The sequence below is a fragment of the Halorhodospira halophila genome, from assembly GCF_016653405.1.
GTDB lineage: Bacteria > Pseudomonadota > Gammaproteobacteria > Nitrococcales > Halorhodospiraceae > Halorhodospira > Halorhodospira halophila_A.
In genome coordinates, this window is the sequence record NZ_NHSN01000019.1 from 58,371 (window position 1) to 71,613 (window position 13,243).

General features: G+C 63.7%; 10 protein-coding genes. 2 read left to right on the forward strand and 8 right to left on the reverse strand.

All coding sequences use genetic code 11. The features are described from left to right. The first annotated feature begins 17 nt into the window (after positions 1 to 17). Complete coding sequence (locus tag CCR79_RS08275; protein WP_201170767.1) at positions 18 to 995, forward strand: PEP-CTERM sorting domain-containing protein; 978 nt, start codon at positions 18 to 20, stop codon at positions 993 to 995. A gap of 81 nt (positions 996 to 1,076) precedes the next feature. On the opposite strand, the gene CCR79_RS13660 is transcribed toward CCR79_RS08275, so the two are convergent. The 6 genes from CCR79_RS13660 to CCR79_RS08305 all read right to left on the reverse strand — a co-directional run bounded on the left by CCR79_RS13660 (position 1,077) and on the right by CCR79_RS08305 (position 10,455). Continuing rightward, positions 1,077 to 1,973, reverse strand: coding sequence for a PEP-CTERM sorting domain-containing protein (locus tag CCR79_RS13660; protein WP_242510868.1), 897 nt, complete (start codon positions 1,971 to 1,973; stop codon positions 1,077 to 1,079). 211 nt (positions 1,974 to 2,184) lie between these two features. After that, complete coding sequence (gene prsT / locus CCR79_RS08285) at positions 2,185 to 4,929, reverse strand: XrtA/PEP-CTERM system TPR-repeat protein PrsT (protein ID WP_201170769.1); 2,745 nt, start codon at positions 4,927 to 4,929, stop codon at positions 2,185 to 2,187. A gap of 2 nt (positions 4,930 to 4,931) precedes the next feature. Further along, on the reverse strand, positions 4,932 to 6,290 hold the full coding sequence (gene prsR / locus CCR79_RS08290) for a PEP-CTERM-box response regulator transcription factor (protein ID WP_201170771.1): 1,359 nt from the start codon (positions 6,288 to 6,290) through the stop codon (positions 4,932 to 4,934). 23 nt (positions 6,291 to 6,313) lie between these two features. Next, positions 6,314 to 8,386 carry an XrtA/PEP-CTERM system histidine kinase PrsK gene (prsK, locus tag CCR79_RS08295; RefSeq protein ID WP_201170772.1) on the reverse strand — a complete coding sequence of 691 codons (2,073 nt, stop codon included), beginning with the start codon at positions 8,384 to 8,386 and terminating at the stop codon, positions 6,314 to 6,316. Between the two features lie 16 nt (positions 8,387 to 8,402). After that, positions 8,403 to 9,812 (reverse strand): TIGR03013 family XrtA/PEP-CTERM system glycosyltransferase, encoded by a 1,410-nt coding sequence (locus CCR79_RS08300; protein ID WP_201170784.1) that lies wholly within the window; start codon positions 9,810 to 9,812, stop codon positions 8,403 to 8,405. Positions 9,813 to 9,864: 52 nt separating this feature from the next. Next, positions 9,865 to 10,455, reverse strand: a complete 591-nt coding sequence (locus CCR79_RS08305; protein WP_242510873.1) for an XrtA/PEP-CTERM system exopolysaccharide export protein — start codon at positions 10,453 to 10,455, stop codon at positions 9,865 to 9,867. Between the two features lie 194 nt (positions 10,456 to 10,649). Here CCR79_RS08305 and galE point away from each other — a divergent pair, with 194 nt between their 5' ends. Next, entirely contained in the window at positions 10,650 to 11,657 is a 1,008-nt protein-coding gene (gene galE, locus CCR79_RS08310; RefSeq protein ID WP_201170788.1) for a UDP-glucose 4-epimerase GalE, read from the forward strand. Here galE and CCR79_RS08315 read toward each other — a convergent pair. Both CCR79_RS08315 and CCR79_RS08320 read right to left on the reverse strand, forming a co-directional pair. Then, on the reverse strand, positions 11,642 to 12,433 hold the full coding sequence (locus CCR79_RS08315) for a hypothetical protein (RefSeq protein WP_201170790.1): 792 nt from the start codon (positions 12,431 to 12,433) through the stop codon (positions 11,642 to 11,644). The two genes, galE and CCR79_RS08315, sit on opposite strands and share 16 nt — an antisense overlap. Before the next feature lie 27 nt (positions 12,434 to 12,460). Continuing rightward, positions 12,461 to 13,201, reverse strand: coding sequence for a sulfotransferase family 2 domain-containing protein (locus CCR79_RS08320; RefSeq protein WP_201170793.1), 741 nt, complete (start codon positions 13,199 to 13,201; stop codon positions 12,461 to 12,463). Between the last annotated feature and the right edge of the window lie 42 nt (positions 13,202 to 13,243).

The window sequence follows — 13,243 nt, forward strand, 5'->3', positions numbered from 1 at the left end:
CACTAGAGGACACGACCATGAACCGCCGCAATGTTCTATGGATGGCGACCATCGGGGTTGGGCTGGCCGCCCCGACCGCCTGGGCCGGCCCCTTCATCATCGATGTGGGGACCGACTTCAGCGGCAATGACCGCACTACCACCGAACCCATCCGAACCCTGGGGTTCAGCAATATCTACGCGACCTCCTTCTATCTTGGTGATCCGAATACCATCGGTACCACCATCATCGACACCAACATCCTCAGCGAGATGAACGGGCTCGGCTACAGCGCCGGGACGTACCCCGCTTTGGATGGCACCAGTCAAGTCACCCTGCGTGACCCCAACATGGTTGCAGATCGCTCGATTTCCCGCCTTCAGTACGAGGATTCCGACACCTCCGGGATCAATGCCGGCAACCGCCACAGTGGAGAGAACTGGGCATCCCCGGACAACGAGGGCTGGGGGCTGACCTTTGATTACCGCATCGAGGGCCGCATCGTGGAAGGGCCCGGCGGCGACCCGGAGCCGTATTTCGACAGCGGGTACTTCGACGTTTTCTATCAGAACGGTCCTTCTGAACAACGGACCCAGGTTCTCCGGATGGTGCTCGAGGACTCCGTGCTACAAGCGCCCAATCTGGATCTTCTGGGCATCCTCACCTACGAGGACTTCGATTCCGACAGCGCCCTGGTTCAGGACTTCTTCCTCGACACTGAAACCGGTCGCACCTTCTATGATCTGATCACTGAGGGTGAGGTGATTTCCATCTCCTGGCGCCTGGATACCAACGTGGACCCGCCGCTGCCACTCGACTCCAATCTAGCGGACCTCTCCGCGGAGAACGGAGATATGGTGTTCGCCCGTCAGACGGAGCTGAGCGGCTCGGTCCGATACCAGGTCAACCAAGTTCCGGAACCGACGACCATCGGGCTTCTCGGACTGGGCCTTATGTGGCTGGCTTGGGTGATGGGGAAGGGGCGGAGGTCGAAGATGAATCTCCGCGCTAGTTGATACCACGCTCAAAAAACTACCGGGCAACCTCTAAAGGGTCGCCCGGTAGCCCGTCAGAAGTAGCAGGTTGGATTTGACTTATCAGACCTGATCAGCGTCCCGGCGACGATAGCCGACCGTTAGCCCGATTCCGGCGAGCCCGAGTCCAAGCAACGCCAAGGTTGCAGGCTCGGGCACATTGACGCGCGCCGTCATGTTCAACTCATTACGCACGTAAGAGACAAAGTCACTATCTCGATCCACATCGATTTCACCCGAGTCTGATATCTCGTCAGGATCTCTGTTGGTGTCAGCTCTCAGTGAGAGGGGAATCTCCATACCGAGCAAAGTTCCCCAAGTCTCTCCGCTACCGATGTCGCGAAAAACCGGAAGGCCTTCCTCTTCGATGACCTCGGTGATTTCCGCATTAACGACCAGGTTCCCGGGCTCTCCGCTCCCCGAGGTAACAGCAGCATCCAGGATACGAGTCTCGTTTTCCCCGTCATGGTAGTTCAGGCCGATAGAACCGGTATCAAAATTGATACCGACGGGATCCTCCGGGTCACCAAAGACCATCCCCTCAAAGTTGAAATCGAGTGTCAACCCCCAGAAGGCGATTTCTTCGCCGTTAACCTCAAACGTATCTCCCCACTCAGTGGCATTACCACTGAACCCAGTCGCATCCTGCTCAGCCCGGGTGGTGTCCTCGTCCCAGCTGATCGAGCGATCTGACAAGGTCGGCGTTGTCAAGCCAAGTAACTCCAAGGTGTCGGCGTCATTGGTCGCCCGCACCCCCCGGACGTCAACGCCGTCAGTAGTCCCCAGAACATCCGTAAACAGGGACGTCTCGAACACGTTGCTTTCACCGAACACGCCCCGCTCGATGACGCCGTCGTTGAACTCCATCTGGAAAGGCCCCGCCAGAACCGCTGCCGGTGCAGCCATAAGCCCGACGGCCAACCCTTTGATGACCTGCTTGCCTACCTGTTTCCTAGCCATTTCGCTTGCCCCTTACGTGATGTTCGCTTGGCCACACCGCTTATCAAGCAAGCGACATGCCAGAAAGCGCGCCTAAAAACTAACTTCTTGTTTAAAAGGAGATTTTTTTAACTTTCCGGCGGCGTCCACAACACACACACCCAACCACACGGACCCCATGTAAAAAGAACTGACACCGTCTGCCCAAAGGGTTGTTGCCGCCACCACCAGCCTACTCCTCGCGCCGGGCATCGCTGAGCAGCTCCTCCGCCTCATCACGGGCATCGAAGGCGTCGTGTTCGGCGAGCAGACGATCAAGAAGATCACGCGCCTCGTCATTCTCCCCCAGGGTTACCAGGCCGCGGGCGAGGTTGACGCCGATATCCGGCTCCTCGCCGGCCTGATCCCACGCCTGCCGCAGCAATTCGACGGCGCGCTCGGGCTCACCAGTGTCAAGTAAAATGACACCGTAGGTGTCGAGGACTTCCGGCTGCTCCGGTGCCCGCTCGTGGGCCCGGCTGGCGTAGTCTCGCGCCCGTTCCGGATCCTCGGTGCGATACAGCCAGGCCAGGTTGTTCAGTGCGATGACATCCTCGCTCTGGTGCGCCAGCTGTTCCTGGTAGACCTCCCGTGCACGCTCCGAGTGGCCCTGCTGCATCAGGCCACCGGCCAGCGCGTGGCGAACGGCGCTGTCCTCGGGGTGGTCCGCCAACCAGCCGCTAAGCTGGTCGAAGGCATCCGCATGGCGACCCGCGTTGGTCAGGGCCTGGTACCCCTCCAGCACCCAGGTTCGCCGCTGCTCGTCCGCCAAAACCTGCTGATACCCGTCCGCAGCCTCCTCGAACCGGCCCGCGCGCAGGTCCAGCCAGGCTTGGTGGACGCGCACGCCCGGCTCATCCCCATGCGCCTCGAGGGCGGGCCCAAGGACCTCCCGCCCCTCGTCGAAACGACCCAGCCAGCCCAGCTGACGGGCCAGCGCGATACGCGCAGGCATGTGCGTAGGCTCCCGCTCCACGGCCTGCTGCAAGGTCTCAACAGCAGTCTCCCGCTGCCCTGCCAGGATCTGGCTGCGGGCCAGGCGGTACCGCAGCTCCGCCGACTCCGGATCCGCCTCCACCGCCTGCTCAAGCAACTCGGCGCTGCGCAGGGCGTTGTCCATGCCCTCATACTCTTCGGCCGCCCGCGCCAGCACGCTCACGTCGTCCGCATTGTGCTCGACCATCCGCTCGAGCCAGTCGATCACACCCGCCTCATCGCCGAGTTCGCGGTTGAGCTGCACCAGTCGGAATCCGGTGACCGGCTCGCCGGGGTACGCGTCCTGCGCGCTCTCCAGAGCCTCGAAGGCTGACTCCAGATCCCCAGCCATCAGCGCCAGCGCGCTGAGGTTCTGAGACAGGCCCGGGTGCCCGGGGAGCCGCTCCAGACCCTCGCGGAGAACCGCCCGAGCGGCGTCGAGGTCTTCTTGCCCCATTAGGGCGGCCGCATGGAAGGAGTAGCTATCGGGCTGCTCGGGGGCCTTCTTGCGCAGCCGCTCCGCAGCCTTCTCGGCCTCATCGAAGCGTTGCTCCTGCAGATGCGCCATCAACACGGCGAGGTCCGCCTGGCGTGGCTGCTCGTCGGCCTCGGCCGCAGCCTCCAGCATCGCCAGCCCCCCCTCGCGATCCCCATCCTGGGTCAAGGCAACCCCGAGCATCTCGCGGATGGCCGCGGTATCCTGCCCGGCATCTACCATCCCACGCAGCGCCTCCACGCCGCGCTCACGCTCGCCGGTATCCAGGTAGAGCGCAGCCAGCCTGGGCCCGAGCGCATCACGCAGGTCCGGGCGCTCCTGCACCACCTCGGCCAGGGTGTCCCGGGCGCGCTCCGGGTCCCCCTGCTCCACCCGCAGGTTGGCCAACAGGGTGTAGCTGCGGGCATTGCCCGGACCCAGCGCATGGAATCGCTCCAGGTAATGCTCCGCCTGGCGCACGTTGCCGGCCTCCAGATGGATCTGCGCCAGATACGGCATGGGCGGGCGGTAGCGGTCGTGCCGGGCCAGCGCGGACTCAAACTGGCGGCGCGCCTCATCCCGGTCGTCCCGCTCCACCGCCACCAGGCCGGCAAGGAAATAGCCGCCGGGATGGTCCGACGCCCCGTCGCGCACGAAAAGGGCGTCCTCCTCGGCACCATCGATCTCGCCCTGTTCCAGGCGCAGGGAGCCGCGGCTGAGGCGTTCGTTGATCCCCTGGGGCTGCAGTTCCACAGCGCGGTCATAGGCGGCGAGCGCGTCCTCCAGATCGTCGCGTAGCCGCGCCAGGTCCCCCTTGAGGGACCAGCCCAGGGCCAGCTCATCGTCCGTGCGCACCGCCCGATCCACCGCCACGCTGGCCTCGGGCTGATCTCCGCGGCTCAGGGCCTCATAGGCACCGGCCAGGTGGACGAGAGCATTCTCCGGCGCCGCTTCACGCGCCGCATCGAGATCCGCGCGGGCCTGCTCGCGGGCATCTTCTCCGGCCCCAAAGCCGCCGATGGCACGATAGGCGAGGAACTCCGCGCGCTCGCGCCCTTCGAGGTCGGGCTCGGGCAATTCCAGGACCGCAGCGCCTTGGCGCGTCTCCACCAGCAATCGGGCCAGCGGCAGGGCATACCGATCCGCGTCGGCGCCCTCGTCCAGGGCCCGGCCCAAGTGCCGGATCGCCCCGTCCGTGCGCCCTTCGCCCTTCATGGCCAGCCCGAGCTGACCGCGCACCTGCGCATCCTCTTCACGCTGCAGCGCGCTCCGGTAGTCGATCACCGCACTGCCGTAATCCCCCTGCTCCATGGAGCGCTCAGCACGCTCGAGCAGCTCTTCCTGGGTCAACTCACCACAGCCGACCAGCCCCGCCGCCAAAAGGGCGGCGAAGCCCACAGCTTTTAGACCTTGGCCAAAGGAGTTTCCAACCCGCTGCCCCAGACGCTCCAGATCGCCGCCGACCTGCCAGACTACGCTCTTGCACATGATCATTCCCTCAATCCGAATTTATCGAGCAGCGTGTACAACGTCGGCCGGGTCACCCCCAGCAGCCCCGCCGCCTGGGCGATATTGCCGTTGCAGCGACTCAGGGCCCGGATCACCGCCTGCTGCTCGGCTCGATCGCGGACCTGCTTGAGCCGCAGGGTGTCGTCCCCTTCCTCATCATTACCCGGCACCTCCAGACCGAGTTCCTCCGGGGTGATCCGTTTGCCGTCGGCCATGATCACCGCCCGGCGGATGACATTCTCCATCTCGCGCACGTTCCCCGGCCACGTGTACGCCTCGATGGCATCGATGGCCTCCGGCGTGAATTCGCGCCGCGGCTGTTGCTGCTCGCGGGCGAAGCGCTCGAGCAGCGAGTGCGCGACGAGGGCAGCATCGCCCTGGCGCTCGCGCAGCGCCGGAATGGTGAGTTCGATCTCGGCGACCCGGTAGAAGAGGTCTTCTCGGAAATCCCCCTCGCGGATCATCTGCCCCAGATCCCGGTGGGTGGCACAGACCACGCGCACATCCACCGGGATCGACTGCCGGCCGCCGACCCGCTCGATGACTCGCTCTTGGAGAAAGCGCAGCAGCTTGGCCTGCAAGCTCAGCGGCAGATCGCCGATCTCATCGAGAAACAACGTACCACCGTCGGCGTACTCGATCTTGCCGATGGTCTGCCGGTGGGCGCCGGTGAACGCGCCCTTCTCATAACCGAAGAGCTCGCTTTCGAGCAGGTTCTCGGGGATGGCCGCGCAGTTGATAGCCACGAACCGCTGCTCGCTGCGCCCGCTGAGCCGATGCACGGCGCGCGCGAGGATCTCCTTGCCGGTCCCGCTCTCGCCACGGAGCAGGACGGTGGCATCCGCCGGCGCCACCCGCTCGACCATTCGGCAGACCCGGAGCATCTCCGGATCTCCGGTGAGAAACCCATCCAGCGGCGATGCGGAGCGCTGCGCCAGACGCCGATTCTCCGCCTCCAGGCCGTAGAGCTGCGCTGCCCGGTCCACCAGCAGCCGGAGCGTATCGGCATCCACCGGCTTGCTGTAGAAGTCGTAGGCGCCGAGCGCCACGGCGCGCAGGGCGTTCTCCCGGTCGTCGTTGCCGGTAACGACGATCGCCTTGCTCTCCGGTGCTTCACCGAGCACCTCCTGTAGCGTCGCCAACCCCTCGCTGGCGTTGGCCGGATCCGGCGGCAGCCCCAGGTCGACCAGAACCAGCTCCGGCTCGTGGCGCCGCGCCTCCTTGATCGCCTGCCCCCGGTCGTAGGCCTGGATGATCTCGTAACCATCAAAGCACCAGCGCAGCTGCTCCTGCAGCCCCTCGTCATCTTCGATGATCAGTAGCTTATAGGTATTCGCCACCGTCTCTTGCTCCTTGCCCAAACTCAGGACACGGCCGCCGCCGGGGCCGACACCGCCGCGGCCGTGCGCGCCAACAGCCGCACCGTGAAGCGCGTGCCACTGCCCGGCTCGCTCTCGACGTCGATACGCCCACCGAGGGCAGCGATGTACTCACGGGCCTCGTAGACGCCGATGCCCATCCCCGCGTTGCCCTTGGTAGTCTGGAACGGTCGGAACAGCCGATCCCGCATGAAGAGCGGATCCATGCCGTGACCGTTGTCCTCGATCACAATATAGCCCCACTCCTGGCGCTGACTCAGCCGCACGGTCACCCGGCCATCCGCCGGTGTGGCCTCCTGGGCATTGCGGACCAGATGGGAGACGATATTGAAGAGTCGATCGTGGTCGGCCACCACCTGCACCTCCTGATCCAGGTGCAGCTCGGGCCGCGGCTCTCCCCGCGCCCCATCCACCACCTGACGTAGCACCTCGGCGAGCTCGACCCGCTGCGCCGGCGCCGCCGGACCCGGCTGGGCGTGGCGCAGCTGCGCCAGCGTCCGATCCAAGCGCTCCCTGGCGTGTCCAACGGTCTCGAAGGCGTTGGCCACGAACGCCGGGTTGTCCCGATGCCGCTCGGCATTGGCCAACACCAGCGAGAGCTGCCCGGAGACGTTCTTTAGATCATGGACGAGGAAGGCCGCGAGGCGGTGGAAGGTCTCGAACTGCCGCGCCTCGAGCAGCGCCTCGTCGGTCTGCATCAGTGCCACATAAACGGCGAGCTGACGCCCCGCCGTCTTGAGCAGATCCCGCTCTTCCCACTCGATCACCCGCGATGTCCGGGGCTGGGCCAGCACGACAAAACCGGTCAGATCATCGCCTTGGAGCAGCGGGACGAGGAGCCAGTAACGGGTGTTCTCCAGCAACCAGGCGGGCGGCTGCAGCCCTGGGTACAAATCCGGGTCACGGCGCAGATCGTCGAGGTCCACCACCCACCCGGTCTGACGGAGAAACGGTACCAGCCCGCCTTCACCCGACTCCGGCGGGTGATCCGGCTCACCCAGGTTGAGCACGCCTTCCAATCGGTAATCGCACTGGCGATCCTGGACCCAGAGCAAGCCGCCCGGGCTGTCGACCAGCTCAGCGATCGCCCCCACCCCCCGCTGGCGCAGCGGCTGCTCGTCATGCTCCCGGGAGAGGGTCTCCGTGAAGCGCAGCCACTCCTCGCGGTAATCGTACTTGTAGTTGAAGAAGTGCTTGTTGATCAGCACGCGCAGACGGGCGCGGAAGCTGCCCGAGAAGAGGACCAGAATCAGCAGCAGGGCAGCGCCGAACAGCAGCGCGGCCTGGAGGAGCGCCCCCCAATCACCGCCCAGCTCCCGGAGCAGGTAGCCCGCGAGGCCTACCGCCAGCAGGTACAGACCGGCGCCGGTGAGCGCCGCCGTATGGAAAACCAGGTGTCGGGAGATCACCGGGGCCTTGTCGCGGGGCAGCTGCCGCTGCATAGAGATCGCAAGCAGCGGCACCACCAGGGCGTTGGCCAGCCCGCGGGCCTGGATCGTCGGCGTCTCCACCGCCTGGAACAGCACCCGATCGGCAAGCAAGAAGAGATCGAAGGCGAAGAGCCCGCCCACCCCCAGGCACAGGAACTTGATCGACCAGCGCTCCTGCTCCGGGGTGTTGCGGTAGGTCTGCTCGACCAGGACCAGACCGGTGATGGCGAGCAGGAGCAGCACCAGCCCGTAAAACGGCTCCAGGCCCCACCCGAGCCCCATCAACGGCACCAAGGCAAGCAGCAGTAAGCCACTTAGGACAACCCCCCAGCGGCGCAATGCCCGCTGGCCCCGGCGGCTGTGGCCATGCATGCGCGCCATCAGGGCCAGCAGCAGCACGAACCAACCACCCGCCCGAACCACTTCCCAGAAGCCACTGCCAACAACCACCGCACCGTCGCCCAGCTGCAGCGACAGCCAGACGTGCTCGCCCGCCCACCCGGCGGTGAGCAGCGCCGCGGCCACCAGCGCAACGGCACCGGGCCGATCACGCCAGAGCAACAGAGTCGCCCCGGCGAGCCCCAGGAACCCGGCCAGTGCCACGGCGTAGCTTGCAGCAGAGAGCATGATGCGCCTCCGGGCGCTAGCGGGCGCCCTGACCGAAGAGCACGACGGCGACAGTGCGAATCAGGATGACCAGATCCAGGAAGAACGTGTGGTTCTTCACGTAGTAGAGATCGTATTGCAGCTTCTGTCGGGCGTCCTCGATCGAGGCCCCGTAGGGATAACAGATCTGCGCCCACCCGGTGATCCCCGGGGGCACCGTATGGCGGGCCCGATAGAACGGCACCTCCTCGCTCAGCCGATCGACGAACAGAGGCCGCTCCGGGCGAGGACCAACGAACGACATCTCGCCTTTGAGCACATTGAGGATCTGCGGCAACTCGTCGATGCGCAACTTGCGGATGACGCGGCCGACCCGGGTTACCCGGTCATCATCCTTCTGCGCCCAGACCGGCACCCCGTCCTTCTCCGCGTCCTGGCGCATGCTGCGGAACTTGTAGAGCCAGTAAGGCTCATTGGCCAGACCGATGCGCTGCTGACAGAAGAAGATCGGCCCCGGGCTTTCCATTTTGATGGCCAGCGCCGTGACTGCCATGATCGGGAGGGTGACCAGCAACAGCGCCAGACTGACCAGGATATCGAACACCCGCTTGACCGTGGTGCGCACCCCGTCCTGACGGAATCCCTCGCCAAAGACCAGCGAGCTCGTGTTCAGCGAGTCCAGCCGCAGGTGCCTCCGCTCCCGCTCCAGGAAACCGGTGATATCGACCACCGAGATCTCGTGGAGCTTGCAGTCGAGCAGCTCGCGCACGGGCAGCTGACCCCGCCGCTCACGGACCGCCACCACCAGCTCGTCGGCCCGGTGCCGCCGGCAGATATCCAGCAGCCGTTCGCCCTCCTGCTGGTGGATCACCTCGTCCGCGGGCACATCCACGTGATGGGCCGTCGGCGTGGCAACATACCCGAGGAAGACGTAGGGCATCTCGGAGCGATGGTTCTCGCCCTGCATCTCGGCGACGGCGGCAGCGCGGCTGCCCACCCCCAAGGTCAGGATCCGCGGCTTGAGCCGGTCCGAGGCGACCACCCGCTGATACGCCACGCGCTTGAGTAACATCAGGGCGAAAACCGCGCCCATGGCGGCAATCAGCGGACCGGGCTCCAGCGTCAGCACGGGCACAACGGCCAGGATGGTCAGGATCCCGACCGCTGCCGCCAGCATCGCCAGGGCCAGGCGCACGCTGAGCATCAGCGCGCCGTCGCGCATGGTGATCTGCCCCGGGTCGTAGAGCCCCATGCCGGCCATGCTCAGCACCACCACCGCGGCCGCAACCACCATCTCCACCTTGAGCTGGAGCTCTTCCAAACCGGCCGAGCCGACGGCCCCGGACTGGAGCGGGAAGATAATCGCCAACCCGGCAAGAACCAGCAGGCCCTCCAGACCCACCAGCACCATGACCTTGCGCGGCACGAAGTGGCCAAAAAAACGCACGTTGACGCCTCCAGGGGAGCGCCTCACTGCGCCCCCGTTCCGTGGCGGTCGTTTAGAAGAAACGTTCCGGTATGATCAGAACATCACCCGGCTTGATATCAACGTTCGCTTCGATCTCGCCCCGATTGAGCAGGTCGTGGAGTCGGACCCGGTACTGCCTGCGTTCGCCATCCTCCTCCCGGATCAGCACCGTCCGGTTGCCCGCCGCGATATCGGTGATCCCGCCGACCTCGATCATCACGTCCATCACCGACATGTCCTCGCGGTACTGCAACGCGCGCGGCTCCGCCGCCTGCCCGATGACCCGGACCTGGCGATCGTAGGGGCCGGCGAACCCGGTGACGATCACGGTCACCACCGGATCCCGCAAGTAGAGGCTGATCTCCTCCTCCATGACCCGCGCCAACTCCGTGGGGGTGACCCCGCTGGCCTGGACATCCTCCACCAACGGCGTGGAGATCTGTCCGTCGGGGCGCACGGGCACGCTGATGGAGAGTTCGGGGTTGCGCCAGACCTGGATATTGAGCGTATCCCCGGGGCCGATGATGTACTGCTCGATCTCGGCATCATCGACGGTACTGGGTGCGGGCGGGACCGAAGCGCAGCCAACCAGGGCCGCGAGGAGCCCGGCGGCGGCAAGCATCCGAGCAATCAGGGCCGGACGGTCACGATCCATGGGCACTCCCTTCCTGGTGACGAGTCTCACGCCGGACCTTCGGATTAAACCACACACGTCGCACGACTTCCACGCCCGATCCGGGGCACGAGGATCCATCGCAACCAGCCGCCGAAGTGCTAGACTGCAACTCAACCAGTCTTGATAAGGAAATCCGTCCCATGCGCGTCCTCGTTACGGGTGGCAGCGGTTATATCGGCAGTCACGCGGTGGTGGCCTTGATGGAGGCCGGTCATCAGGTCGTGGTCCTCGATAATCTGGAAAACAGTGCGGGCACGGTGGTCTCGCGGATCGAGCGGATCACCGGGCAGGCGCCCGATTTCATTGAGGGCGACCTCCGCGACGCAGATGCGCTCGAGAAGGTCTTCGCCAACGCGTCCTTCGATGCCGTCATGCACTTTGCCGGCCTCAAGGCGGTGGGCGAGAGCGTGTCCCGTCCCCTCGCCTACTATGAGACCAATGTAGGCGGTACCGTGCGTCTCTGCCAGGCGATGGAGCGCGCCGGCGTGCGGCGGCTGATCTTCAGCTCCTCGGCGACCGTTTATGGAGACCCGGCCCGGGTGCCGATCGACGAGGACGCTGCCACCGGCGGCGTGACCAACCCCTACGGCCGCAGCAAGCACATGGTCGAGCAGATCCTGTTCGACCTAGGGCGCGCGGATCCGCGCTGGTCCATCGGCATCCTGCGCTACTTCAATCCGGTCGGGGCCCACGAAAGCGCCTTGATCGGCGAGTCGCCCCGGGGGATCCCCAACAACCTGGTGCCGTACATCGCCCAGGTGGCCAACGGCGAGCGCGAGCAACTCAACGTTTTCGGCGACGATTACCCGACCTGGGACGGGACCGGGGTGCGCGACTACATCCATGTGGTCGATCTGGTGGCGGGCCACCTGCGCGCGCTGGAGTTCCTTGAGGCACAGCCGGGCAGCCACGTCTGGAACCTGGGCCGCGGCGAGGGCTACAGCGTCCTGGAAATGGTCCGTGCGTTCGAAGAGGCCAGCGGTCGGCCGGTCCCCTACCGGGTCACGGATCGCCGACCCGGCGACATTGCAGAGTGCTGGGCCGACCCGAGCAAAGCGGAACGGGAGCTCGGCTGGCGGGCCGAGCGGGACCTGGCCACGATGATGCGGGATACGTGGCGGTGGCAGCATAATCAACGGATTGGGTAATTGCTTAGGGCTCGCTTCGGACGATGGATCAGTGTTCTTATGTATTGCCTCGACTCGTCTAACATCGCTTGCCATCCGCCCGTCCGGACGAAATCGACATGCACCACCTGTAAACATGCGGGAACCATCGGAACACCGTAATATCGCGCAGCTGCGAGCCGGTGATTCCCGTTATCCCCCAAGATGAGCTGTCCAGTCCGCGAAACCGCCAGTCCGATACCACCCCGCTCCCTGAACTGACCCTTCGTCGCCACACTCTGCGGAAGGAGATGGCGTCCAGACCAAACCACGGCGAACAATTCATCCAGTGCGCGGTATCGACGCACCAAATCTTTCAGTGACCGACAACCATCCTCCTCACCGCAGATGTGAATCAACCTCTTCATCAGGTCGATTTCACCCACCGCTTCCCAAGATTTTCCCGTTTCCAGCTTGCGGACTGTCCGCGCTACAATGCGGTTTTCCATTATTGGCAGAACCGCTTTATCCCAATCGCCCGGTACAATCACGTTCGGGCCATGGAGCGGACGTGGACCAATCTGCACTTCTTCCGGGGAATAGACTTTGCTTAGAACTGGTGGCCGGGGGAGGATACTCAACGTTAAACTGATTTGCTTCGTCGGCACATAAATCAGTTGGTACTTTTTGGGAGCATCTTTCCCGAACCGCAGAAAATTTTTAACATCTTCCCGATAAATACGAAGCGCCCATCGTGGATGACGACAGGATTCTGGCAAGAACGAAAGTCCCTTAACGTAGGCACCCAGCTTATCCATGCAAGCGCTCCCAACGCACCCCAAAAACTAACGCGCGTTCTCGTAGATATCGAAGTCTTCACTGTACAGGTGCTCGACTCTTTTTTTCTGTTGCTTCGTCAAGGAGAAGCCAAACCTTTTATTCGATTTGTTTGTGTGCGGCACTTCAACCGGCGAATAATCTGAGACACCAGAAGCTTCGTAACATGCGGCAACCCCTTTTCTCATGCTCTCCATGCGATAGATGTTCGGGATGTTGAGTGCCCCTCCTAAGTCTTTAATATCATTCACCATCGGATTTGTGTGCGTGGAAAAGAGCAGACCATAAGGCTCAAAAATAGATTGCTGACGACATGAATCCTGCTTATCTAGCATATCAAGAAAGACATCAAAACATTTTCTACTCGAAACCAGACATCTCGGATCCCGAGAAAAAAGACGAAGATTCGCCATCACCCTGCCCCTTGCCGTCATTCTTTTGGGCCAGATCAGGTGATAATACATGGACACCACACGGTCGTAGGGGTTTCTGGAGAAGGCGACTCGAAACATACTGTCCCATGTGTCCGGATAAAGATAGAGACGCGCAAACTCACTACGCCGGAACTGATAGGGGCCCAGTGGTGTTGTGTATGTATTCAGAATATCATTCCATTCCTCACGTGGCCGCTGTATGAAACACGACGGCATCTTGAATCGTTCCGTGCAGGTATAAAGCCCTCCCAAAGCCTGACGCAGCGATGTACCCGCTGACTTTTTAATATGCAACCAAAAGATCCCGTTTGACACACCCCGCCCCCCCCCTACCCCAAGAATCTTCCCGAAGGTAGC